The organism is Sulfitobacter alexandrii, from assembly GCF_001886735.1.
GTDB classification, from domain to species: Bacteria; Pseudomonadota; Alphaproteobacteria; order Rhodobacterales; family Rhodobacteraceae; genus Sulfitobacter; species Sulfitobacter alexandrii.
The window spans coordinates 3,052,606-3,074,120 of record NZ_CP018076.1; the positions used below are offsets into that span (position 1 = coordinate 3,052,606).

Below are 21,515 nucleotides of genomic sequence, written 5' to 3' on the forward strand. Positions count from 1 at the left end.
CATGGCCGCCAGGCTGAAAGGCGCGCGCCGGGGCTGGCGCGTGCGGCTGGCGTTCGTCCTGCTTGTCCTCGGGTTCGCCTGCCTTCTTTCGGTCACGCTCGGCACCCGGGACGTGGGCTGGTCCGCTGTCATGGCCGGGGTGATGGGGGACACGGAAACGATGGAAGCGGCCGTGGTCGCCGTGCGCGTCCCCCGTACCGTTCTCGCCGTGATCGCGGGCGCTGCCCTGGGCCTGGCCGGCGCGACGATGCAGGGCGTCACGCGCAATCCGCTCGCCGATCCGGGGCTGCTTGGCGTGAACGCCGGCGCGGCGCTTGCCGTCGTCATCGGGGTGGCCTGGGCCGGGCTGCACGGTCTGCATGCCTTTCTCTGGGTCGCGATACTGGGTGCCGGTCTGGCGGCGGCATTCGTCTATGCCATCGGCTCTCTCGGCCGGGGCGGGGCGACGCCGTTGAAACTGGCACTTGCCGGGGCGGCGACCTCCATCGCCGCCAGTTCCTTTACCGTCGCGATCCTGCTGCCCAGAAACGACATCGCCGGCGGCATACGATCCTGGCAGGTCGGCGGCGTGGGCGGCGCCAGTTTCGAGGGCATCGCACCCGCGGCGCCATTCCTCGGTGTCGGGCTCATCCTATGCATGATGTCGGCCCGCAACCTGAACCTGCTGGCCCTCGGCGACGAAGCGGCAACCGGGCTCGGCGGCCGGGTCGCGCGGGCGCGGGGCATGGCTGCTCTGGGGGCAGTGCTGCTTTGCGGGGCCACGACGGCCGTCTGCGGGCCGATCGGCTTCGTCGGGCTGGTGGTCCCCCACCTGTGCCGCATGCTCGTCGGGCCCGATCACCGCCGGCTGCTGCCGTTCTCCGCCTTGGCGGGTGCGATTCTGCTGACCTGCGCCGATGTGGCCGGCCGGCTGGTCGCGCGACCGTCCGAACTGGAAGTCGGCATCGTGACCGCCTTCATCGGGGCGCCATTCTTCATCTGGATCGTCCGCAACCGCAGGGTCGCGGACCTGTGATGGCCTATGCGGATCATCAGACCGCGCGCAGGGTCGCGGGGCTTCGCCGGACCCGCCAGAGGCACCGAATTTGGCTGGCGGCCCGGATGCTCGGCCTGCTGCTCGTTGCGGCAGCCCTGACGCTGGGCACCGGCCCGTCGATGACGGCCCCAATCGATGTGCTGCGCAGCCTCGCCGGACAGGAGATCCCCGGCACCAGCTTTGCCGTGCGGGAACTGCGGCTGCCGCGGCTGCTCGTGTCGATCCTCGTCGGCATGAGCCTCGGTCTCGGCGGCGTGGTGTTTCAGACACTTTTGCGAAACCCTCTGGCCAGCCCCGACATCATCGGCATCAGCGCCGGGGCGAGCGCCGCTGCCGTCTTCGCGATCGTGGTACTGGGCTGGTCCGGTTCTGCCGTGTCGGTCATGGCGGTCGCCGCAGGGCTGGCCGTGGCGCTGGTGATCTACCTCCTTGCATGGCGCGACGGTCTTTCGGGGGCACGGCTCATCCTCGTGGGCATCGGGATATCGGCGATCCTGAACAGCCTGCTTGCCTACCTTCTGGCCCGCGCGCCGGCCTGGAGCCTTCAGGAGGCGTTGCGCTGGCTGTCGGGCAGCGTGAACGGGGCGACCCTCGAGGCCGCGTTCCCCGTGCTCGGCGCGCTGGCCGTTTTCGGGGGCGTGCTGTTGCTGCGGCGAAAATCGCTGGAAATCCTCAGGTTGGGCGACGACATGGCATCGGCCCTCGGTGTGCCGCTAGCATGGGAAAAGATGCTCATCGTCGTGTCCGCCGTCGCACTGATCGCGGTGGCAACGGCGGTTGCGGGGCCGGTCGCCTTCGTCGCCTTCCTGTCCGGCCCCATCGCGGCCCGCCTGTGCCCGCAGGGCCCCGCGCCGCTGGTGCCCTCGGCCATGGTGGGCGCGCTGCTCGTGGTCGCGGCGGACTTTGCCGGTCAGCATCTCCTGCCCGCCCGCTATCCCGTGGGCATCGTCACCGGCGCGCTGGGTGCGCCTTACCTCATCTTCCTCATCGTCAAGTCGAACCGCGTCGGGAGATCGATATGACCCACCTCGAAGCGTCAGCGCTGGATGCCGGATACGGCGAGCGGCGGATCCTGTCCGACCTCAGCTTGACGGTGCCTGCGGGGGCCATCACCGCCATCGTCGGGGCCAATGCCTGTGGCAAGTCAACGCTTCTCCGAAGTCTGGCCCGACTGCTCAGACCTTCGTCGGGACAGGTCATTCTGGATGGCCGATCGGTCTGGCAGATCCCCGGGCGCGAGCTTGCCCGCAAGCTCGGCTTGCTTCCGCAGTCGCCCATCGCACCGGACGGATTGACCGTCGCGGATCTGGTCGGTCACGGAAGATATCCGCACCAGCGCATGTTCTCGAGGTGGCGGCAAGAGGACGACAGGGCCGTTGCCGATGCGCTCGACGCGACCTCGACGGCGAACCTCGCGGATCGCGATATCGACACCCTGTCCGGCGGTCAGCGTCAACGGGTCTGGATCGCGATGGCGCTGGCGCAGGAAACCGACGTGCTGCTGCTCGATGAGCCGACGACCTTTCTCGACATCGCCCATCAGGTCGAGGTGCTGGACCTGCTGGTCGACCTCAACCGTCGCCGCGGCACCACCATCGCGATGGTGCTGCACGACCTGAACCTCGCCGCCCGCTACGCCGATCACCTCGTGGCGCTCCGCAATGGCCGGGTGCATGTGGCGGGCAAACCCGAGAGGGTTCTGACCGAAGCCATGGTGGCGGAGGTGTTCGGAATCCGAAGCCGCGTCATGGAAGATCCGACCTCGGGGAGGCCGATGATGCTACCGCTCGGGCGTCACGGCGAGCGTCTGGCACCGTCGCGCGGGGAGGAGTCGGCATGACCTTCCCCGCCGTGACATCCGCGACCTTCATGGGGCCTTTGCCCGCCGATCTGCCCGCGCGGGTCTGCAGCCGCGCACGGGAGGCCGATATCGACACCGCACGTTCCGGCAACACGATCACCCTCGAGCTGTCCCATGCACGTGCCCGGCTCGAGCCGTCACCGGACGGCCTGCGTGTCGAGTTGGCGGCGACCGACGTGAACACGCTTCAGTCGATCCGGGATTTCCTGTTGCACCTGATGGACCATGTGGCACCCGGCGCCGCACTGTCACGCGGGTGGAGCGACGGCACCACCAGGCGCCGCCGGCCCGCCAATTTCTGCACCGCGACCCTGCGCGGGGTCCGTCGGATCGCCCCGCGGTTCCTGCGGGTGGAGATGGCCTGCGCAGACACCGCCCGCCTTGCCGCGGGACGCGGGATGCATTTCGCCCTCCTGCTGCCGCCGGCGGGCCGCGTACCGGTGTGGCCGATGCTCGATGCCAGTGGCCGCACTGTGATGCCCGGCGGCGACGACACGCTGCATCGCGCGCCCTACACTTTCGTCGATCTGGATGCCGCAAGCGGGACGTTCAGCTTCGATGTGTTCGAGCATGACGGCGGACGGACGACGACATGGGCACGCACCGCGAAGCCGGGCGCCGTCGTGGGCCTTTCGGGACCGGGGAGCGGTGATTTCCCGCCGGGGCGCAACGTCCTGATGGCAGGGGACGAAACGGCGCTGCCGGCGATCCGCCGCATCCTGGCCGAGTCTCCGGCGGAGCGGCAGGGCACCGTGATCCTGGAGGTCGGGACGGAACAGGACATCACGCCCCTGCCCCGCCCGGAGGGTGTCGCGCTGTCATGGCTGGTCAGGGCGCGGGGCGAGACCCTTTGGGACAAGCTGTCGCTTGCGGACCCACCCGTCGGGCCGGACCGCTTCGTCTGGATCGCCGCCGAGAAGGAGCTGATCCGCAAGGCCAAGGCGCGGTTCTGCGGCGATCTCGGCGTTGGCCGCGCCGAGGGCTATTTCGCCTACTACTGGGAGCGCTGAAGCCCCGCCGACCGGGAACTCACCGTCGCGCGAGGCGTGCGTAGTGCCCCACGCCGTTGCTCAGCTGTTCGTGGCTGCCCGTCTCGACGATCCTGCCTTCGTGCATCACCGCGATCCGGTCGGCATTGCGGATGGTATCCAGCCGGTGCGCGATGATCAGCGTGGTCCGATCGCGCGAGAGGGCGTCCAGCGCCGTCTGGATCTGGTGTTCCGTCTGGGTATCCAGCGCGGATGTCGCTTCATCGAGAATGAGGATCGGCGGATTCTTGAGGAAGATGCGGGCAATCGCGACCCGCTGCTTCTGTCCGCCCGACAGGCTGACGCCACGCTCGCCCACCACGGTATCCAGACCCTCGGGAAGGTCCGCGATCATCTGGGCCAACTGCGCCTGTTCCGCTGCCTTGAGGATATCGGCCTCCGTGGCGTCAAGCCGTCCGTAGGCGATGTTTTCCCGCAGCGTGCCCCCGAACAGGAACACGTCCTGGCTCACGATACCGATCTGCCCCCGGAGGGAGTTCAGCGTGAGCCCGCGGACATCGATCCCGTCGATGGTGATCCGCCCCTCGCGCGGATCGTAGAACCGCGGGACGAGCGCAAGCAGCGTCGTCTTGCCGGCTCCGGACTGGCCGACAAAGGCCATCTTCTCGCCCGCGCCCACGGCAAGCGAGATGTCCTTGAGGATGGGCCGGCCCGCGCCATAGTCGAATTGGATGTTCTCGAACCGGACTTCACCCCGAAAGGCGGGCGCGACCGTGGCCCCGGGTGAATCGGCCACGTCGGGTTCCGTCGCCATCAGGTCGAGATATCGGCGAAAGCCCGCGATGCCCTTGGGATAGGTCTCGATCACCGCGGCGATCTTGTCCAGCGGGCGAAAGAACACCGTCACCAGCAGGAGGAACGCCACGAACCCGCCTGTCGTCAACGCCCCCTGCAGCACGAATGCCGCGCCGGCGACCATCACGACAACCTGGATCAGACGCATCCCCATGTAGTTGAGCGCCGATGACCCTGCCATCAGCTTGTACGCCGCGAGTTTCGTCTTGCGATAGCCGCTGTTGTCCCGGGCGAACAGCGTCGCCTCGTGGTCTTCGTTGGCAAAGGCCTGAACCACCCGGATACCGCCGATGTTCTCTTCCAGTCGTACGTTGAAGTCGGCGACGCGGGAATAGATCGACCGCCAGGTTCGCGTCATCCGCCCGCCGTAGACGGTCACGATGGCAACGCAGACCGGTACGATCACGGCCGTGATGAGCGCCAGTTCGACATTGATCGTCAGCATCAGGGCGAAGGCGCCCACGAAGGTCATGACCGCGATGAACAGGTCTTCGGGGCCGTGGTGGGCCACCTCCCCGATCTCTTCGAGGTCTCGCGTGACCCGCGCCACCAGTTTGCCGGTGCGGACCTTGTCGAAAAAGGAGAACGACAGGCGCTGGAGATGCGCGAAGGCACGCCGACGCATCTCCGTCTCGATGTTGATGCCGAGCATATGACCCCAGTAAATCACGACGGTCATCAGGACGGCATTCAGCAGGTAGATGAACAGCAGCCCCACCGCCGCCAGCAGCGTCATGCCCAGGTCACCGCGGGGCAACAGCACGTCGATGAACCCCTTGATCGCCAGTGGAAAGGCAAGCTCCAGCAGCCCGGATACCACGGCACACCCGAAGTCCAGCCAGAACAGCTTTTTCCAGGGGCGGTAATAATCGAAGAAGTTACTCAGCATCGGAAAAGCCCCGGCAGATGGCAAGACAATCAGGATCGGCACCAAGGAGATCGGGACCCGCCGGTTCGGGTTAATAATGTTGATGTTTTTTGTAAACTATATTTTCTGCCCCTTGCGGAACGGGCGCATTCGGGCCTGTCCCAAAAATTCCGGCAGGCACCCTGTTGACTTGCCGGGCCGCAGAAGACACGGTGCCCGGACATAACCAGGGGTGCTCCGTTCAGGGGCTGAGATGCGCAACCGCGCGAACCCTTCACAGCTGATCTGGATAATACCAGCGGAGCGAGGAGCCAGCATGTTCATAGGCGCGCAAGTGTCACTTTACCCCATGACGTCCGATTTCGTGGATGTCATCACCTCCGGGCTCGAGGCCCTGTCCCCCTACAGATCCGACCTGAAGATCGAGACCGACGACATGTCGACCTTGATGGTCGGCGCGCCGGAAACCTTGTTCGGCGCCATCCGCGACCTGTTTGCGGCGTCCGCCCGCAGGCCGGAACACGTGACGATGCACGTCACCCTGTCGCGCGGCTGTCCGGGAGAAGCGGACGATCCCGCCTGCCGGTGCGAGGTGCTGGAAAAGGCCCAGGACGAGAGCCTTGAAGAACGCAAGATCAAAGCGGCGGCGGCCGTCCGGTCCGCGCCGGAAACCGGTGTGGACATCGACCTGCAGTTCTCGCTCTATGTCATGGGCAGCGGCAACCACATGGAAGAGATCTATGGCTGCATCGACTTCCTGAGGTCGAGCGGCTGCTTCCACAAGACCAAGAATTTCTGCACGCGCTTGCGGGGCGACGCCGGCGCCGTGTTTGAAACCTTGCGGCAGGCGTTCCTGCGCTTCGGTCCGGCCGAGGGTCATGTCACCATCGACATGACCGCTTCTGCCAACAGCCCCAGCCTGACCTGATCCTCCACGGGTGCGCGGTGCAACCCCACGGGGATCGCGCCGCCGTCCGGTGAGCCATGGTGGTCTTGCGACATATCTTTCCGGCCGGCGTGCTGGCGGTGGCCTTCTTCGGGGGCTGGGAGGGCTACGTGGCTTTTGCGGGCCTGTCGCCGCTCGTGCTCCCGGCCCCCAGCGACGTGCTGAACGGCCTTGTCGTCGACCGGGCCGCCATATTCCGCCACGCGGCGGCGACCATCGGGGTGGCCGCCGTCGGCTTCAGCCTCTCCGTGATGATCGCCGCGCTCGTTTCTGGTGTCTTCCACTTCGTCGACTGGCTGCGGCGCGGGGCGATGCCGCTGCTGATTGCAAGCCAGACGGTGCCCATCGTGGCGCTCGCCCCGCTGATGGTGCTGTGGTTCGGGTTCGGTCTGCTGCCGAAGGTCTTGCTGGTGATCCTCGTCACCTTCTTTCCCATGGTGGTCAGCCTGATGGCCGGATACGCCACGCTGCCGCGCGCCTACGGGGATCAGCTTCGGTCCATGGGGGCGAGCCGTTGGCAGGTCTTTCGGCGCGCCGCGCTGCCTTCGGCGCGCGGACATTTCTTTGCGGGCCTCCGGATCTCGGCGACCTATGCCATCGTGGCGACGATCTTTGCCGAATACGCCGGGGCGCGCCGGGGCTTGGGGATCTACATCCTAACCGCCAAGAACAGTTTCCGCGCAGACCTCGTGTTGTCCGCCGTGCTCGTCTCGGCCTTGCTGACGCTTACCCTGCTCGCGCTGATCCAGCTTGTCGATCGCCTGACCAACCGCCGTTTCCGGAGGACGGGCCGTGCTTGAGGTCGAGAGGCTGAACATCGGCACACGGGACGCGCTGTTCGTCGAGAACCTGTCGATCGAGCTGGCGCGCGGTCGGCTCACCTGTCTCATCGGGCCGTCGGGCTGCGGCAAAAGCTCGGTCATCAAGTGGCTGTCGGGCGTACTCGCGCCGGAACTGCGCGCAACGGGGTGCGCCCGGTTCGATGGACACGAGATCGCGCTGCCGCATCCGGGCATTGCCTATCAACCGCAGGGAGATTCGCTGTTTCCGTGGCTCACGGTGTTCGAAAACGCGACGCTCGGGCTTGAGATCAGAGGCGAAGCGGATGCCGCTGCACGGGACAGGGTGCGCGGCCTGTTTCCGATCTTCGGCCTTCAGGGCAACGAAGACAAGTTTCCCGACCAGTTGTCGGGCGGGATGCGACAGCGGGCCGCATTCATGCGCACCATGGTGCAGGGCGCGCGGGTTCTGTTGCTGGACGAACCCTTTTCCGCCCTCGATGCCGTGACGCGGCTGAAGATGCAGGATTGGCTTGCCGACCGGCTCGAAGCCGATCCGCGCGCCGTCCTTTTGGTCACCCACGACCTGTTCGAGGCGACCCAGATCGCCGACCGGGTGCTGGTCATGGGCCAGCACCCCGCCCGGATCATCGCCGACATTCCCCTCACCATCCCCCGCGCCGCACGGACCGAAGCCAGCTTGGCCGGCATCCGTTCGACGCTCAAATCCATGCTTCTGGAGGACTCAAGATGAAACTCGCCCCCCTTGCCCTTGCCACATGGCTTGCCGCTCCGATGGCCCTTGCCGAAGATATCAGCATCGCGCTGGACTGGACGCTGAACACCAACCACGTCGGCCTGATCGTGGCGCAGGAGAAAGGCTGGTACGCCGACGCGGGCCTGGACGTCGAAATCCTGCCCTATACCGACAGCGCCTCTACCGCGCTGCTGGCTGCCGGAGCGGTGGATTTCGCCTACATGACCGCGCTCGGTTTCATGACGGCCAAGGCCGGTGGTGCGGAGATCATCGCGCTGTGGGCCACGATGCAGCGCGAAGCCGGCCGGCTCGTCTACAACACCTCGAACGCCGCGATTTCCCGACCGGCGGACCTGCAGGGAAAGGTCTACGCCGGTTTCGGCACCGCGTGGGAGGCGGCCCTGATCTCGACCATGATCGAGAACGACGGCGGCGTGGCCGATTACGAGACGGTGACGCTCGGCACCGGCGCCTACGAGGCGCTGGCCAACGGCGCGGTCGATTTCACGCTGGAGGTCGCGACCTGGGAAGGGGTGAACAGCGAATTGCTGGGCCGGGAACAATCCCATTTCGAATACAGCGACTACGGCGTGCCCGAACCGCAGGGCGGCTACATCGGCACGCTGACATCGACGCTGCAAGCCGATCCCGAGACGGTGGAAGCGTTCATGGAGGCCACGCGGAAGGGATACGTCTGGGCGGCGGCACACCCCGACGAGGCGGCCGAAATGCTCATCGCCGCCGGCGACTTTCCGAACGAGGACCTGGTGCGCGGGTCCATGCGCGTGATCGCGGCGGGAGGCTATCTGGACAACGGGAAAACGCCCGTCGGCATGATTGATCCGGACCGGCTCGCGACGATGGCGAAGTTCCTCTACGATTCCGGCGTCCTGCGCGGCGCAGACGGCTCATCGCTCGCCTGGCCCGGGGACGTGTCCGGCTGGTTCGATCAGGGATGGCGCGAGGACTGAAACCTCACCGAACCCTTGCTCATTGCCGCGAGGCCGCTTGCCGGATTTGCCCATCGAACACGCCACCGGCAATATCTAGACATGCCTGTCCAGAATCGCTAGCCTTCCCCCAGTGATGCAGGGAGGGTCAGCCATGAACAGCCACTACAGAGTTGTCGTGATCGGAGGTGGGGTGGTCGGTGCCTCGGTGCTTTATCACCTGGCAAAGTTCGGCTGGACCGATGTCTGCCTGCTGGAACGTTCGGTCCTGACGGCGGGCAGCAGCTGGCATGCCGCCGGGGGATTCCACGCGCTGAACGCAGACCCCAACATGGCGGGATTGCAAGCCTACACCATCGACCTTCTGTCCGAGATCCAGGAGGAATCGGGTCAGGACATCGGGCTGCACATGACCGGGGGCCTGACGCTTGCCGGGACGCCCGACCGCTGGGAGTGGCTGCAATCGGCGTATCGCACATTCCAGTCCATCGGGATCGAGGACTGCCGCCTCGTGACCCCCGAGGAAGCGGGCGAACTCAATCCGATCATGTCCACGGACGGTATCCTGGGGGGCATGTGGGCCGACCGCGAAGGCTACCTCGATACCACCGGCACCGTCCATGCCTATGCAAAGGCCGCGCGCAAGCGGGGCGCTGAAGTCTTCGAGCACACCAAGGTCGAGGCGTTGGAACAGACGGCGGACGGCTGGAAGGTGATGACCGACAAGGGCACGATCACCTGCGAACATGTGGTCAACGCCGCAGGTCTCTGGGCCAAGCAGGTGGGCCGCATGGCGGGGATCGAACTGCCGGTTTCTCCACTCAAGCACCACTACCTGATCTCCGACACGATCCCGCAACTCGAGACGCTGGATTTCGAGGTGCCGATGACCGTCGACCTCGAAGGGTTCACCTACCTGCGTCAGGACCAGAAGGGCGTGCTGCTGGGTATCTACGAGATCCAGCACGAACACTGGGCCATGGACGGCGCGCCATGGGACTACGGGATGGAACTGTTTCAGGAACAGACCGACCGGATCGAGAACGAGCTGACGCTGGGTTTCGAGCGCTACCCCGCGCTGCAGGAGGTCGGCGTCAAGACATGGGTCAACGGTGCCTTCACCTTTTCCCCTGACGGCAACCCGCTGGTCGGTCCGGTGCGCGGCAAGCGCGGCTACTGGAGCGCCTGCGCGGTGATGGCGGGCTTCCTGCAAGGGGGCGGCGTTGGCAAGACGCTGGCCGAATGGATGATCCACGGCGAACCCGATGCGGACGCATGGGCGATGGACGTGGCCCGCTACGGCGATTTCGCGCAGAACAAGCGGTTCATCAAGGAAACCACCGGACAATTCTATACCCGCCGTTTCGTGATGACCTATCCCAATGAACAACTGCCGGCAGGCAGGCCGCTCAAGATGGCGCCGGCACATGCGGACATGACGGCGGCCGGTTGCCGCTGGGGCGCCAGCTACGGGCTGGAAGTGCCGCTCTATTTCGCGCCGACGCCCGACTTCGAGGAAAAACCGTCGCTGAAGCGGTCGAACGCGCATGGCGTGGTGGCCGAGGAATGCCGCGCGGTGCGCGAGGCGGTCGGGCTTCTCGACATTTCCGGCTTCTCGCGTTTCGAGGTCACCGGGGACGGGGCAAGGGCATGGCTGGACAAGATGATGGCATCCAAACTTCCCGCTCCCGGTCGCGCGCGGCTTGCCCCGATGCTGTCCGAGACCGGCAAGCTGAAAGGCGATCTGACCGTCTTCAATTGGGGCACCCAGCCGGACGCGGATGGCCCGTGGTGGATCATGGGCAGCTATTACCTCCGCGAGTGGCACATGCGCTGGTTCGCGGATCACATGGACGAGGGCGTGACGCTGCGCGATGTCTCGGACGCGACGGTCGGATTTGCGCTGTCGGGACCACGATCGCGCGAGGTGCTCGAAAAACTGACCGACGGGCCGGTGGACCTGCCCTTCATGGGCTGCGGCACCTTCGACGTCGGGCTCTATCGCTGCAAGGTCGGGCGGCTGTCGGTTTCGGGCGAACTGGGCTATGAGATCCATTGCAACGCCGTCGACCACGCGGGCCTGCGACGCGCGCTGCTGAAGGCCGGAGAGGGGTTTGGCCTGCGCGAATACGGCTTCAATGCCCTGTTGAGCCTGCGGCTGGAGAAGAGCTTTGGCATCTGGTCGGCGGAATTCACCCAAGGGTACACGCCGGGGATGACCGGGATGGACCGCTGGATCGACTGGGATAAGGATTTCATCGGCAAGCAGGCCGCCCTGGCCGAGCGGGACCGCCCGTCGGACCGGGTGCTGGTGACGCTGGAGCTCGATGACGGGGATGCGGATGCCAGCGGCTATGAACCCGTCTGGCAGGGCGGCACCCTTGTCGGTTTCGTCACGTCAGGCGGCTTTGGCCACACGGTCGGAAAATCCCTCGCCATGGCGATGGTGAACCGCGATGCGGCGAAAACGGGCACCTCCCTGCACGTGCATGTCGTCGGGGCCGAACGCGCGGCGCGGGTGATCGCGCCCTCGCCCTACGATCCGCAGGGCAAGGAGATGCGCAAGTGACCGACACCGTGCAGGCCCAACCCCAGCGGCGCGGGCGCAAGCGCCGCGGCCTCGACACGCCGGCTTCCCGCCGCAAGGCCGACTATCGCCAGCTGCGCAACCCGTTTCCCGTCATGTCGGTGTTTTCCGACGACGAGGCGGCCGGCATGCACGAAACCGCGCTTCGCATGCTCGAAGAGCTGGGCATGAAGGTGCTTCTGCCCGAGGCCCGCCGGCTGTACGCTGCCGCCGGTGCGCGGGTCGAAGGCGAGATGGTCTTCATCGGGCGCGAGATCGTCGAGGCGGCGCTGGCAACCGCACCGCGATCCATCCTGTGCCGCGCGGGCGATCCTTCGCGGAACCTGACGCTTGAGCTTGGTGCGCTTGCCTTCCAGCCGGGCGCAGGAGCGCCGCACGCCACCGATCTGAAGCGCGGGCGACGCCCCGCATCGGCCCGCGATTTCACCGAGTTCACCCGCCTTTCGCATCACTTCGATGTCCTTCAGATGATGAGCCCCTCGGTCGAGCCGCAGGACGTGCCGACCAACCTGCGCCATTACTTCACGATGCTTTGCCAGATGGAGAACACCGACAAGTTCCCGTTCATCTTTGCGCGTGGCACGCCGCAGACCCACGACACTTTCGAAATGCTCAGGATCGCGCGCGGCCTGTCCGAGGCGGAATTCGCCGCCGGTGTCCATGCCTACACGATCATCAACACCAATTCGCCGCGCTGCCTGGACATCCCGATGGCACAGGGGCTGATCGACTTTGCCCGGGGCGGCCAGATGTCCATCGTCACGCCCTTCACGCTGATGGGGGCAATGGCGCCGATCACCGTGGCGGGCGCCATCACGCTGAGCCATGCCGAATGTCTGGCCGCCATCACGCTCACGCAGATTGCGAAACCGGGCGCGCCGGTGTGCTACGGCACCTTCACGTCGAATGTCGACATGAAGAGCGGCGCACCCGCCTTCGGCACGTCCTCGCACTTTCAGGCCTCCCTCGCGGCGGGGCAGATGGCCCGGATGCTGGGCCTGCCCTGGCGGTCGGCGGCGGGCTCGGCGTCGAACATCAACGATGTGCAGGCGGCGAACGAGAACCAGCTGGGTTTGTGGGGATGCCTGCTGGCCGGGGCGACGGTCATCATCCATTCCGCCGGCTGGCTGGAAGGCGGCCTCTCGGTAAGCTATGAAAAGCTCGTGACGGATGTAGAAGTACTCAACATGGTGGCCGAACTCTGTGCAGGGGCCAAGGCCGGACCGGACCAGATCGGCTTTGCCGATGCCCTGTCGCAGGTCGCGCCCACGGGCCATTTCTTTGCCGCACCGCATACGATGGAGCGTTACACGACGGAGTTCTATCAGCCGATGGTGCATGACTACGCGAACTTCGGCACCTGGACAGAACGCGGCGCGCTCGATGCGTCTTGCCGGGCCACCGCTGTCTGGGAAGCCATCCTGTCAGCCGATCCGCAGCCCTTCACGCCGCCCGACAGGCTGGAGACGCTGCGCGCCTTCATCGACAAACGCAGCGCGCAGGGCGGCGCGCCGCCGGAGAGCTGACGCATGAACGACGGTACCCCCCTGCTGCACCGGGACGACCCCAGCCGCGATCCGCTTGGCGGACACGTCAAGGTCACCCGCGAAGACTGGCTCGCACAGGCGCGGGACACGCTGGTCCGCGATGGCGTGGCGCAGGTCAAGGTGCTGGCACTGGCATCGCGCATGGAGGTCTCGCGTTCCAGTTTCTACTGGTACTTCCGGAACCGCGATGACCTGCTGCAGGCGCTGCTGGAGGAATGGGAAGCCCGCAACACGGCGTCGATCGCCACGCAATGCGCCCGGCCCGCCTCCAACATCACCGAAGGGGTCTGCAATTTCTTTCTGTGTTTCGTGGACGGGGCCCGGTTCGACAGCGGGCTCGACTTCGCCGTGCGCGAATGGGCCCGGCGGGACGAGGTCCTGCGCGCCCGCGTGGATGCCGCGGACGCCGCGCGCCTGAAGGCCGTCACCGCGATGTTCGCGGCACACGGCTTCGACCCGCGCGAGGCGGATGCGAGGGCGCGGATTCTCTATTTCATGCAACTTGGCTATCACGCGCTTGACGTGCGCGAACCCATCGCGGAGCGGCTGGACCGCATCGGTCCCTACCTCAAGGGCTTCACCGGTCAGGAGCCGGACGCAATGGCGATGCGCCGCTTTCTCGATACCGTGGATTCCCTGGGGATCGCATGATGCGGTACTCCGGCTTCACGCTTTTCCGGCAGGGCCTGTCCGGGCATCGCGGGTGGCAGCCCGCCTGGGACAAGGCAACGCCGAAACCGGCCTACGATGCCGTCATCGTGGGCGGGGGCGGGCACGGTCTGGCCACCGCGTACTACCTTGCAAAGGTTCATGGATTGCGGCGCGTGGCCGTTCTGGAGAAGGGCTGGATCGGCGGCGGCAACACGGGCAGGAACACCACCGTCATCCGATCGAACTACTTCTATCCGGAAAGCGTCGCGCTGTATGACTTCGCATTGCGGCTCTACGAGGGTCTGTCGAAGGAGCTGAACTACAATATCATGCTCTCGCAGCGCGGGATGCTGATCGCCGCGCACACGCCGATGCAGATGGAAATCTGCACCCGGATCGCCAACGCGATGCAGCTGAACGGGGTCGATGGCACCCTCATGAGCGGCGCGGAAGCCCGAGAGCGGCTGCCGCTGCTGAACCAGACCGCGGACGCGAGGTTTGCCTGTCTCGGCGGGGTGTGGCAGGGCCGCGCGGGGGTCGCCCGGCATGACGCGGTGGCCTGGGGCTATGCCCGTGCCGCCAGCGCCCTCGGTGTCGACATCATCGAGAACTGCACCGTGACCGGTCTGGACATCAGGGGCGGCCGCATCGCCGGGGTGGAGACGACCCTCGGCCCGATCAGGAACGACCGGCTGGGCATCGCGGCCGCAGGCGCCACGCCCGGCCTCGCGGCGCTGGCCGGCGTCCGCCTGCCGATCCACACCTACGCGTTGCAGGCCTTCGTGTCGGAGCCGGTGAAACCGATGCTCGACACGGTGCTGCTGTACCTCGGCACGGGCACCTACTTGAGCCAGTCCGACAAGGGCGAGCTGGTCTTCGGCGGCGGATTGGACCGGGTGCCCACTCATGGCCAGCGCGGCAACCTGCCAAGTCAGGAAACCATCACGTCGGGCCTGCTGGAAATGTTTCCCGCCTTCGGGCAGCTCAAGCTGTTGCGACAATGGGCCGGAGTGGTCGACGTGGTGCCCGACAGTTCGCCGGTTATCGGGCCGGTGGGACCGGAAGGATTGTTCATCAATTGCGGCTGGGGCACGGGCGGTTTCAAGGCCATTCCCGCAGGGGGCTGGCTGCTGGCCCACCTGCTGGCCACCGGCACGCACCACGAGATCAGCCGCCCCTTCGATCTGGACCGTTTCGCGCGGGGTCGCCTGATCGACGAGGCGGCAGGCTCCGGCATCGCGCACTGAGGAGTCGACATGCAACGCTTCACCTGCCCTTTCTGCGGGCCCCGAGACGAGACGGAATTCCACTTTGCCGCGGAGGCCGCCAAGGTACGCCCCGAACCGGCGCCCGAGGTGACCGATGCCGCCTGGGCCGATCATCTCTACGGCACCGATGCGCCAAAGGGCCACGCGCGCGAGGTCTGGGTACACCTGACTTGCGGAGAGTTCTTCGTGATGACCCGGAATACCGTGACGCGGGACGTGGCCGATACCGAAGCCCTGCCGGGACGGCGGGCATGATCGGCTGGCGGCACCCCTCGCTTGGCACGGTGGACCGGACACGCCCGCTGTCCTTCTCCTTCGACGGGCAACGGCTAACCGGCTTCGCGGGCGACACGCTGGCATCGGCGCTGCTGGCGGGCGGGCCCCGCATTCTCGGTCGGAGCTTCAAGTATCACCGTCCCCGGGGTCTTTGGGGCATGGGCGGGGAAGAACCGAACGCGATCCTCGACGTGACGCAGGACGGCCTGACCACGCCGAACGTCAGGGCGACGACGATGGCGCTGCGCGAGGGTCTGGCCCTGCGCGCCGTCAATGCGGCACCTGACGCCGCACGGGACCGGTTCGCGCTGATGGATCTGGCCCAACGGTTCCTGCCGGCCGGTTTCTACTACAAGACCTTCATGGCGTTCGGCTGGATGCGCTGGGAGCCGATGATCCGCCGCATGGCGGGGCTCGGCAGGCTGGACCCCGCCCATCAACCGCCCGCGCAGAGCCCCGGCCGGCATGTCTCCTGCGACCTTCTGGTGATCGGCGCGGGGCCGGCGGGGCTTGCCGCCGCCCATGCCGGTGCGACGGCAGGTCGCCGGGTATGGCTGGTGGACGAGGCAGGCAAGCCGGGGGGCAGCCTGCGCTGGCGCGGCGGCGAGATCGACGGCGCCCCGTGGGAAGAGTTCGCCAGCCGGACCGCCGCGCGGATCGAGGAGGCCGGCGGCCGCGTGCTGACGGACACGACCCTTTGGGGCGCCTTCGATCACGGCATGTTCGCGGCCTGGGAACGGCGCGACGGCCTGCCCGACCGCCACTGGCGCATCCGCGCGGCCGAGGTGGTTCTGGCCGCTGGCGCCATCGAACGCCCGCTCTGGTTCGCGCGCAACGACCTGCCCGGCGTCATGTCCTCCGAGGCGGCGCTTCATTACCTGCACCTCTACGGTGCGGTGGCGGGCAAGCGGATCGTGGTCGGCTGCGCGAACGATGCCCCCTACGCCACCGCCGCGGCGCTTTCGGCAGCAGGCTGCCAGGTGACGCTCGTCGATGCGCGGCCGGAGACACCGCAGGCGCCGGAGGGTGTCCGGCTCATCCGGAACGCAAGGATCGACGCGGCCCGCGGGCTGCGCGAGGTCGGCGCGGCAAGCGTCGAGGGCGAGCACATCGACTGCGACACGATCCTGGTATCCGGCGGGTTCACGCCCTCGGTCCATCTTCATTGCCAGGCGGGGGGCAAGCTGGACTTCGACAGCGCCATCGACGCCCTGATCCCCCGCTCCGCGACCTCCGACATTCGCACGGTGGGTGCCGCGAACGGGGCTTTCGGTCTTGCCGCAGCGCTGCAACAGGGGCACGCGGCCGGGGGCGGCACCGGCACAGCCCCCCGCGCGACCGGCGAGGCCTGGGCCATTTCCCCCGAACGCCCCGACCCCACCGCCCGGGGGCGCATCTGGATCGATCCACAGAACGACGTGACGCTGAAGGACGTGCGCCTGGCCGCCCGCGAAGGCTTTCGTTCGGTCGAACACCTGAAACGCTACACGACACTGGGCATGGCGACCGACCAGGGCCGCAGCGCCAACTTCGCGGGTCTCGCCGCGATGGCCGCGCTGACCGGCAGAACCATTCCCGAGACGGGAACGACGACCTACAGGCCACCGTTCGCACCGGTTCCCCTTTCGGTTATCGCGGGTCTGCGCCGCGGCGACACCTTCGACCCGCCGAAGCGGCTGGCGCTGGAGCCCCGGCACAGTGCGTCCGGCGCGCGACTGCGGGAATACGGTGGCTGGCTGCGCCCTGCCCATTACGGCGAGGTGGAAGCGCGGGCCGCACAGGCCGAAGCGCTTGCGGCACGACAATCCGCGGCGATTTTCGATGCCTCGCCGCTCGGAAAGATCGAGGTGCAGGGCCCCGGGGCGGCGGATCTTCTGGATTTCTGCGGCTACGTCGCCATGTCGACGCTTGAACCGGGGCGCGCCCGCTACGGTTTCATGCTGGCGGAAAACGGCATCGTGCACGACGACGGCGTGGTGCTGCGGCTGGCGCAAGACCGCTTCATCGTCTCGGCGTCCTCTTCTCACGTGGGCTCCGTCCGCCTGATGCTGGAAGAGGCCCGCCAGGACAGGTTCGATCCCGACCGGGTCTTCCTGCATGACGTGACCGCGCAGTGGGTGACCCTTACGGTGTCGGGGCCAGCGGCGCGGGCGCTGATCGAGGGATCCGGGTTGCCCCTGCCCGACCTGCCACCGATGGGCGTGGCGCAGGTCAAATGGAAGGACGCGCCCCTGCGGGTCGCACGGGTGAGCTTCACCGGCGACGCCTCCTGGGAGTTGTCGGTGCCAGCCCGGCACGGTCCTGCGCTGCACGCGGCGCTGGACGCCGCGCGCGCCGCGCAGGATGCGCGCTGGATCGGGATGGAAGCCGTGATGATCCTGCGGGCCGAGAAGGGCTTCATCCTTGTCGGCAAGGATACGGACGGGGTGACCATGCCACAGGATCTTGGCTGGGGTGGTCCGCGCAACAGGCGGCAGGACCAATACGTCGGGGGGCGATCTCTGTTCACACCGGAAGCGGCCCGCACCGACCGGCGGCAACTTGTCGGACTGGAGGTCGAGGGCGACCCGCTGGCCACCGGTGCACACGTTCTGGCCCCGGGGGAGCGGCGACGGTCCGCCGGTTTCGTCACCTCAAGCTACCACAGCCCGTTCCTGCAGCGCCCCATCGCCCTGGCGATGATCGAGGGGGGGCGACACCTGATGGGGCAGGACGTCACGGTGTTCCACCTTGGCGAAACCCGGCGCGCGCGGGTCGCCCCGCCCTGCGCCCTGGACCCGAAGGGAGAGCGCCTTAATGGATGAGCGGGACTGGACAACCGCAACCCCCGTTCCGGGGGACGAGATGTCGGAAACGGGGCTGCGCATCCGGTGCTTGCCCGCGGCGGGCGCCACGCTCGTCTCGGGCGATCTGGCCGCAGCGATCACCGCCCTGTCGCCGGGCGCGCCCATACTGGGGTTTCTGGAACAGGCACCGGGGCGGCCCTTCGCCCTGCGGGTCGCGCGGGACCGTGCGCTGCTGTGTACTGACGCCCCCCTCGGCGTCGAGGGCTGGCAGGACGGCTTCGCGGCCTCCGCCGCCGACGATCTTTATGTCGAAATTGCCGTCGACGGGCCGCGGGCGCCCGACCTGCTGTCAGCCTGCACGGGCACCGAAGGCACCTCTCCATCCGCCGCGATTCTCCTGGCCGGGATCGGCGTGCTGGTCAGTGGCGCACCGGATGGGTTCAGCCTGCGGGTTCAGGCCCCCGAGGCCGCGGCGCTCTGGTCGTACCTGGGCCGGCTGGCGCAGGTGATCTGATCTCAGAGGAACGGCAGCGGCGCAAGGCGCACGGGCCGGGATCCCTCGGGCAGCGCGACGGTCAGGCCGGTGTCGTCATCCCCTATGCCGACCTCCACGAGGCCAAGCCCGATCGAGGCGTCCAGCCTGCCGGACCACGCGATGTCCGTCGCGATGCCCACATCGGTCGCGCCACGCCGCAAGGCCACCGGCGCCTCGAGCCCGGTCACCGGACTGCCCTCGACAAAGAAGCCGACACGCCGACGCGCGATCCCGGCATCCGCGATCCGGCGCAACGCCGAACGACCGATGAAGTCGTGGCTGTCGAGCGACACCATCTTGCCCATTCCCATTTCGAAGGGGTTGGCCGGGACAACTTGCCGCCGCATGTCGGCACCGTACGAGATCAGCCCGCTTTCGATCCGCTCGCTATCGTTGGGCGCGCCGGGGCCAATGTTCCACGGCTCGCCCGCTTTGCGAACCCGCTGCCAAAGCGCGTTGCCCTTGGCGCCGTCCATCAGGTAGAGTTCGAAGCCGCCCTGCTTGGACCAGCCGGAACGGGCCAGCACCAGCGGAATGTCATCGAGCGCGGTCTCGACGAAGGCGAAGGGCCGCATGTCGCGCACGTGGTCCCCGAACAGCGCCGCGGCCACGTCCATCGCCTTCGGCCCCTGTATCGCCATCGGCGAAACGTCGGGTTCACGTACCGATACATCGAAACCGCGCTCCGCCCCGATGGCGGCGGCCCAAAGGTGCAGATCGCTGTCGGCGACCGAAAGCCACACGCGGTCTTTGCCAAGTTTCAGCAGAACAGGGTCATTGATGACCATGCCTTCGTGGTCGCACACTGGCACGTAGCGGCCCTGCCCCACGGTCAGCGACGACAGGTCGCGCGGGGTCAGAAGCTGCGCCAGCGCCACCGCGTCAGGGCCCGCCAGTTCGACCTGCCGCTGCGCGGCCACATCCCACTGTGCGACACCGTTCAGCAACCTGTCGTATTCGCCTTCGGGGTCGCCGAAGTGCCCCGGAATGTACATGTGATTGTAGACGGAGAAGGACCGGACCCCATCGGCCACGGTCGCATCGAAATAGGCGGACTTGCGAACATTCGCGCCAATGTGGATCTGGAATGTCACGCGGTCCTCCGTCGGAATCGGGGGCGCCGCACAGCGCCGCCCCCGTCATGGTCATGCCTTCAGGTGGATATCATGCAGGTCCAGCTGATAGAAGGGATGCACATCGACATTCGCGAACTTGCCGTTCGAATGGTTGAAGACGGACCGCCAGTAAGCCTGGATCAGCACGCCCTCGTCCTGAAGGATCTTCTCCATCTTCGCCATGATCTCGCGGCGGGCATCCGCATCGGCAATGGCCAGGCCCTGTTCCAGCAGGCTGTCGAATTCGGCGTTGGAGAACGCGCTCTCGTTCCAGGCCGCGCCCGACTTGTACGCCAGCGCCATGATCTGGATCCCCAGCGGCCGGGGCCCCCATTCGGTGGCCGAGAAGGGATACTTCGTCCAGTCGTTCCAGAATGTCGCGCCCGGCAGGACGGTCCGCTTGATGTTGATGCCCGCATCCCGAAGCTGTGACGCCACGGAGTCGCAGGTGTTCTTCTGCCACTCGGTATCGACGGAGATCAGCTCGAGCTCGGTATCCGCGTGGCCGGCGGCGGCGATCATCTCGGCCCCCTTCGCGGGGTCGAATGCCATCGGCGGCAGCTCGGCATATTCGGGATGGACCGGGCAGACATGGTGGTTCTCACCGATCAGACCCAGGCCGCCGATCCCCAGTTCGAGCACGACCGCGTTGTCGACGGCAAGCTGTATGCCCTTGCGCACATCCTTGTTGTCGAATGGTGCCGCAAGCTCGTTGAAACGCACCGCGAGGGTGTTCGCGGTCACCACGTCGCTCGATTCCCACCCGATGGAATCAAAGACCTCGACGTAGTCGCCGTCGGTGCGATAGGTCAGGTCGATCTCGTCGCTTTCCGCGGACGCCACGAGCGCGGATTGATCCGTGCCGAGGTCGAGGAACTCGATCCGGTCCAGCCAGCCGCCTTCGCGCCAGTAATCGTGATCGGGGTTGCGCACCAGCACGCCCTTCACCCCGACTTCGTAGCTTTCCGGCAGGTAGGCGCCGGTACCGATCGGTTCCGCGACGGGGTCGGCGCCATTGTAGCTGTGGTGCACGACAGCCGCGGGATAGTCCGACAGGGCGGCCATGATGCTGATGTCCGGTGCGCTCAGGTTCAGGCGGACGGTGTGGTCGTCCACGATTTCCACCGCGCCGTCGCGCAGCGTCTTGCTGTCCGGATCCTGAAGGCCCTCGACCCGGGACGCCATGGAATTGCCTTCGACGTTGCCATCGGCCCAGCGTTCGAAGTTGTGCAGCACATCGGTCGCACCGAAGTCGTCGCCGTTGTTCCACTTGACGCCCTGACGCAGGTTCAGGGTGTACTGCGTGGCGTCGTCATTGGCTTCCCAGCTTTCCACGAGGCTGCCGGTGACGCTGCCGTCGCGGTTGAACAGCGTGAGATAATCGAGCCACCCGCGGCAGAAATTGGCGTATTCGGTCCAGTCCCACAGACGGGGATCCTTCATCGCCTTGGTTTCCATGTTGACGCGCAGCGTTCCGCCCTTCTGCGCTTCGGCGCGCGCCTGGGTCGGCATCGCCACCCCGATCAGCCCATATGCCGCCGAGGCCGAGACGCCCAGCATGGTGGCCCTGCTGAGAAACTCGCGCCGGTCCATGAGACCCGCGCGGTATTCCTCCGCGTAGAGCCGCGCGGCACGGTGGATCTTGCGGTGTTCCATCTTCTTCTCCCGTTGAATGTTTTCTTGATTCGTGGACACTAGTGTCTAGGAAA

The 21,515-nt window shown here is 66.9% G+C and carries 18 protein-coding genes and 1 riboswitch; of the genes, 15 read left to right on the forward strand and 3 right to left on the reverse strand.

Annotated elements, in window-relative coordinates; genetic code table 11:
• The first annotated feature begins 1 nt into the window (after window position 1).
• The 4 genes from BOO69_RS14980 to BOO69_RS14995 are packed head-to-tail and all read left to right on the forward strand — an operon-like array spanning window position 2 to window position 3,907.
• Complete coding sequence (locus BOO69_RS14980; RefSeq protein WP_237267488.1) at window positions 2-1,015, forward strand: FecCD family ABC transporter permease; 1,014 nt, start codon at window positions 2-4, stop codon at window positions 1,013-1,015.
• Complete coding sequence (locus tag BOO69_RS14985; RefSeq protein WP_071972906.1) at window positions 1,015-2,058, forward strand: FecCD family ABC transporter permease; 1,044 nt, start codon at window positions 1,015-1,017, stop codon at window positions 2,056-2,058. Before BOO69_RS14980 ends, BOO69_RS14985 begins: the two co-directional genes overlap by 1 nt.
• Window positions 2,055-2,876, forward strand: coding sequence for an ABC transporter ATP-binding protein (locus tag BOO69_RS14990; protein WP_071972907.1), 822 nt, complete (start codon window positions 2,055-2,057; stop codon window positions 2,874-2,876). The genes BOO69_RS14985 and BOO69_RS14990 overlap by 4 nt, the downstream gene beginning before the upstream one ends.
• Complete coding sequence (locus BOO69_RS14995; RefSeq protein ID WP_071972908.1) at window positions 2,873-3,907, forward strand: siderophore-interacting protein; 1,035 nt, start codon at window positions 2,873-2,875, stop codon at window positions 3,905-3,907. Before BOO69_RS14990 ends, BOO69_RS14995 begins: the two co-directional genes overlap by 4 nt.
• A 19-nt stretch (window positions 3,908-3,926) precedes the next feature.
• On the opposite strand, the gene BOO69_RS15000 is transcribed toward BOO69_RS14995, so the two are convergent.
• Window positions 3,927-5,630 (reverse strand): ABC transporter ATP-binding protein, encoded by a 1,704-nt coding sequence (locus BOO69_RS15000; RefSeq protein ID WP_071972909.1) that lies wholly within the window; start codon window positions 5,628-5,630, stop codon window positions 3,927-3,929.
• Window positions 5,631-5,827: 197 nt separating this feature from the next.
• Window positions 5,828-5,933: riboswitch (TPP riboswitch) on the forward strand.
• On the opposite strand from BOO69_RS15000, the gene BOO69_RS15005 reads away from it, so the two are divergent.
• From BOO69_RS15005 to BOO69_RS15055, 11 genes are all read left to right on the forward strand, one after another.
• The gene (locus BOO69_RS15005; protein ID WP_071972910.1) at window positions 5,926-6,537 is read left to right on the forward strand and encodes a YkoF family thiamine/hydroxymethylpyrimidine-binding protein; all 612 of its coding nucleotides are present in this window, start codon (window positions 5,926-5,928) and stop codon (window positions 6,535-6,537) included. (Overlaps the previous riboswitch by 8 nt.)
• Before the next feature lie 56 nt (window positions 6,538-6,593).
• Entirely contained in the window at window positions 6,594-7,355 is a 762-nt protein-coding gene (locus BOO69_RS15010; protein ID WP_071972911.1) for an ABC transporter permease, read from the forward strand.
• The gene (locus tag BOO69_RS15015; RefSeq protein ID WP_071972912.1) at window positions 7,348-8,088 is read left to right on the forward strand and encodes an ABC transporter ATP-binding protein; all 741 of its coding nucleotides are present in this window, start codon (window positions 7,348-7,350) and stop codon (window positions 8,086-8,088) included. Before BOO69_RS15010 ends, BOO69_RS15015 begins: the two co-directional genes overlap by 8 nt.
• Window positions 8,085-9,062, forward strand: a complete 978-nt coding sequence (locus BOO69_RS15020) for an ABC transporter substrate-binding protein (RefSeq protein WP_071972913.1) — start codon at window positions 8,085-8,087, stop codon at window positions 9,060-9,062. Before BOO69_RS15015 ends, BOO69_RS15020 begins: the two co-directional genes overlap by 4 nt.
• A gap of 133 nt (window positions 9,063-9,195) precedes the next feature.
• On the forward strand, window positions 9,196-11,610 hold the full coding sequence (locus BOO69_RS15025) for a GcvT family protein (protein ID WP_071972914.1): 2,415 nt from the start codon (window positions 9,196-9,198) through the stop codon (window positions 11,608-11,610).
• Entirely contained in the window at window positions 11,607-13,154 is a 1,548-nt protein-coding gene (locus tag BOO69_RS15030; protein ID WP_237267491.1) for a trimethylamine methyltransferase family protein, read from the forward strand. The genes BOO69_RS15025 and BOO69_RS15030 overlap by 4 nt, the downstream gene beginning before the upstream one ends.
• A 3-nt stretch (window positions 13,155-13,157) precedes the next feature.
• Entirely contained in the window at window positions 13,158-13,826 is a 669-nt protein-coding gene (locus tag BOO69_RS15035) for a TetR/AcrR family transcriptional regulator (protein WP_071972915.1), read from the forward strand.
• Window positions 13,823-15,073, forward strand: coding sequence for a sarcosine oxidase subunit beta family protein (locus tag BOO69_RS15040; RefSeq protein WP_071972916.1), 1,251 nt, complete (start codon window positions 13,823-13,825; stop codon window positions 15,071-15,073). Before BOO69_RS15035 ends, BOO69_RS15040 begins: the two co-directional genes overlap by 4 nt.
• Window positions 15,074-15,082: 9 nt before the next feature.
• Window positions 15,083-15,349 carry a sarcosine oxidase subunit delta gene (locus BOO69_RS15045; protein WP_071972917.1) on the forward strand — a complete coding sequence of 89 codons (267 nt, stop codon included), beginning with the start codon at window positions 15,083-15,085 and terminating at the stop codon, window positions 15,347-15,349.
• A complete protein-coding gene (locus tag BOO69_RS15050) occupies window positions 15,346-18,174 on the forward strand; it encodes a 2Fe-2S iron-sulfur cluster-binding protein (RefSeq protein WP_071972918.1) in 2,829 nt (942 codons plus the stop codon). Before BOO69_RS15045 ends, BOO69_RS15050 begins: the two co-directional genes overlap by 4 nt.
• The gene (locus BOO69_RS15055; protein ID WP_071972919.1) at window positions 18,167-18,670 is read left to right on the forward strand and encodes a hypothetical protein; all 504 of its coding nucleotides are present in this window, start codon (window positions 18,167-18,169) and stop codon (window positions 18,668-18,670) included. The genes BOO69_RS15050 and BOO69_RS15055 overlap by 8 nt, the downstream gene beginning before the upstream one ends.
• A gap of 2 nt (window positions 18,671-18,672) precedes the next feature.
• On the opposite strand, the gene BOO69_RS15060 is transcribed toward BOO69_RS15055, so the two are convergent.
• Together BOO69_RS15060 and BOO69_RS15065 are read right to left on the reverse strand one after the other, a co-directional pair.
• A complete protein-coding gene (locus BOO69_RS15060; protein ID WP_071972920.1) occupies window positions 18,673-19,785 on the reverse strand; it encodes a glycine cleavage T C-terminal barrel domain-containing protein in 1,113 nt (370 codons plus the stop codon).
• Window positions 19,786-19,836: 51 nt separating this feature from the next.
• Window positions 19,837-21,462 carry an ABC transporter substrate-binding protein gene (locus BOO69_RS15065; protein WP_071972921.1) on the reverse strand — a complete coding sequence of 542 codons (1,626 nt, stop codon included), beginning with the start codon at window positions 21,460-21,462 and terminating at the stop codon, window positions 19,837-19,839.
• Window positions 21,463-21,515 lie beyond the last annotated feature (53 nt).